This window comes from Gordonibacter sp. (assembly GCF_036667095.1).
Lineage (GTDB): Bacteria > Actinomycetota > Coriobacteriia > Coriobacteriales > Eggerthellaceae > Gordonibacter.
This window is the reverse complement of the sequence record NZ_JAVWUP010000306.1, coordinates 1-2,343: the sequence shown is the minus strand read 5'-3', so window position 1 is coordinate 2,343 and position 2,343 is coordinate 1. Positions and strand designations below refer to the sequence as shown.

2 protein-coding genes are annotated in these 2,343 nt (G+C 62.1%); one reads left to right on the top strand and one right to left on the bottom strand.

Annotated features, from left to right (window positions below):
- The coding region (locus RR842_RS14015; protein ID WP_332730197.1) for an FAD-binding protein at positions 1-1,066 on the top strand (1,066 nt) is incomplete at its 5' end.
- An 89-nt stretch (positions 1,067-1,155) separates the two neighbouring features.
- On the opposite strand, the gene RR842_RS14010 is transcribed toward RR842_RS14015, so the two are convergent.
- A partial coding sequence (locus RR842_RS14010; RefSeq protein ID WP_332730196.1) for a LuxR C-terminal-related transcriptional regulator occupies positions 1,156-2,343 on the bottom strand: 1,188 nt, incomplete at its 5' end.

The window sequence follows — 2,343 nt, the reverse complement described above, 5'->3', positions numbered from 1 at the left end:
CAATGTCGATGCCGAAGTCACGCTTCCCCGCATCCATCTTGCCGGTACCGACGAGAACGACCTCATGTACGGCCAAGCCCACGTCGCCGCCCTGCTCAAGGCAGCTGAAGATACCGGTGTGGAGTTCGTCTACAAGACAGCAGCCACGCGCCTCGTGCAGAACGCCGACGGCATCGTCACCGGCGTGCTGGCAGACGACAAGAAACGCTATCGCGGCAAGAAAGCCGTCATCTTGGCAACGTGCAGCTACGACCGCAGCGAAGAGATGGCCCAAGCCTTCAACTACCACATGGTGCAGGTCCTCAAGGACGGGAGGGCGCTCACAGCGGCCACCAACACCGGCGACGGCATCCGCATGGGCATGTCGGTCGGTGCCGCCCTCGACGGCATGGGCGGCTTCATCGGCCTGTCCAACAACATCGGCGGAACGCCGACGCTTCCGGGCGTGCCCGAAGTACCGGGCATCCTTGTGAACAAGTACGGACGCCGCTTCGTCAGCGAGTCCGACCACTACGCCTGGGTGCTACGCAACGTGTTCGCCCAGGAGGACCATATCGCGTGGGGTGTCTTCGACGCAAAGGCAGCGGCGCTCACCGGTGCGGCCGTCGGCGGCGTGAGCCCCCTGAGCGACGACTTCTCCAAGGAAATCGCCGACGGGTCGGTGGTTAAGGCCGAGACGATCGAGGATCTCGCCGCCCAGATGGGCGTTCCCTCCAAAAACGTGAAAGCCGCTCTCGATACTTGGAACACCGACATGGCCGCGCCCGAAAAGGCCGACAGCCAATTCCCCAGCCGCGCCTGCGGGCTCGAGGCCATCGACACGCCGCCCTACTACGCAACACGCAGTTACGATTACAGCCTCGGGGCCCTCGGAGGCCTCAAGATCAACACAAAGTCCCAGGTGATCGATACCGAAGGCGAGGCCATTTCCCATCTTTACGCTGCCGGCCAGGTCGCGGGAGGCTTCATGGGATCGTACTACCCCGGAACGGGTACCGGCATCCTTGCGACACTCGCCTTCGGACGCAGCGCCGCAGAGAACGCCCTGAACGAGTCGGAGGCATAAACCTGCCCTTCTTCGAACGGCGGGCCGTTGGCCTCCCTTGACGGCCTGCCGCTTTTTCACCCTCCAACCCGTCTTCACTGCCGAAGCAGCTATTCGCCCGACTTCCCCTCTTGCTGCTCCAGCAAGTCGATGAGCTCTTGGTGGGAATGGATGCCCAGCTTTCGGTAGATGCTCTTCATGTGGGTGCGCGTCGTGTTGTCGGATACGAACAGCGCCTTGGAAATAGCAGCGCGGTTGCGTCCCTTGGCCAGCAAGGCGAACACCTCCGTCTCGCGCGCGGAAAGCCCGTAGCGGGTCGCCCACACCTCGAGGACAAGTTCGCGATCGGCCAGACCCGGCATCAAAGGCTCCCTTTTTGCGCTAAAAGCCTCAGGCTGCTGCGATCGAGCACCCTCCGATCGACTGAAGGAGAATATGCCCGCCATAAGCAGCAGGTACACGACGATCAGGGACACGACAGCAAGCGCCTGCCCCGACTCCCCCAACACCCCGATAATCGAAAGTCCCAGAACCGATCCCATTGACTCTGCCGCCACGAGCACGAAAAGGCCCAGGGCGAATCGCTTCTCCAGGGCATCGCCTTCGCGGCCGTCCGCCCAAAGCGCCCACACCATGAAATAGAAGCTGTTGAACCCTACGATGCAGATTGATTGGGCCGCTTCGCGGGCGCTTTCAAAGAGAGGGAGCATGACGAACGCGATACCGATGAGCGGAATGGCGGCAAAGCAGACGAGCTTGGTCAAGCGAGCTGGCTCGAAGAACAAGGCCGCAAGGCCGATAAAGACCGCCGAAACGAAGAACGAGAGGATCGTGGCCGCATTCGCCTCTACCGATGTCAATACATAGGAGCCTGCCGTCAGTCGCTGCATCAGGCCGTAAGACAAACCGACGGCAAGCGGCAGGGCGATCACGCGCACCACGAAGCCGCGCCTGCTCCGGCTACTTGCGTCCCGCTCGCAGGGAACGTCGGACAAATCTTGCGGGCCTCTCTGCCCGAACACGAGAAAAACGATGCAAACGACCGGCATTAGGGCAACCGCCATCGACTGCACCTCGCCCGGCAAGACCAGGAGCAGACTATCGAGAAGCGAGGCGACCAGCAAGGCCAGCGCCACGTTCACCAACAGGGCCTGAGGCCCAAGCCGCGCAAACTTCATCCCCAAGCCTACCAAAAGAACGGCGCTTCCAAAGCCCGTCAGCAGGATACCAACCAAGCGCAGCCCATCGGCATCCGCCGGCAGAAACAACAGCATGACGGTTCCCGCAAACGTGCAGCC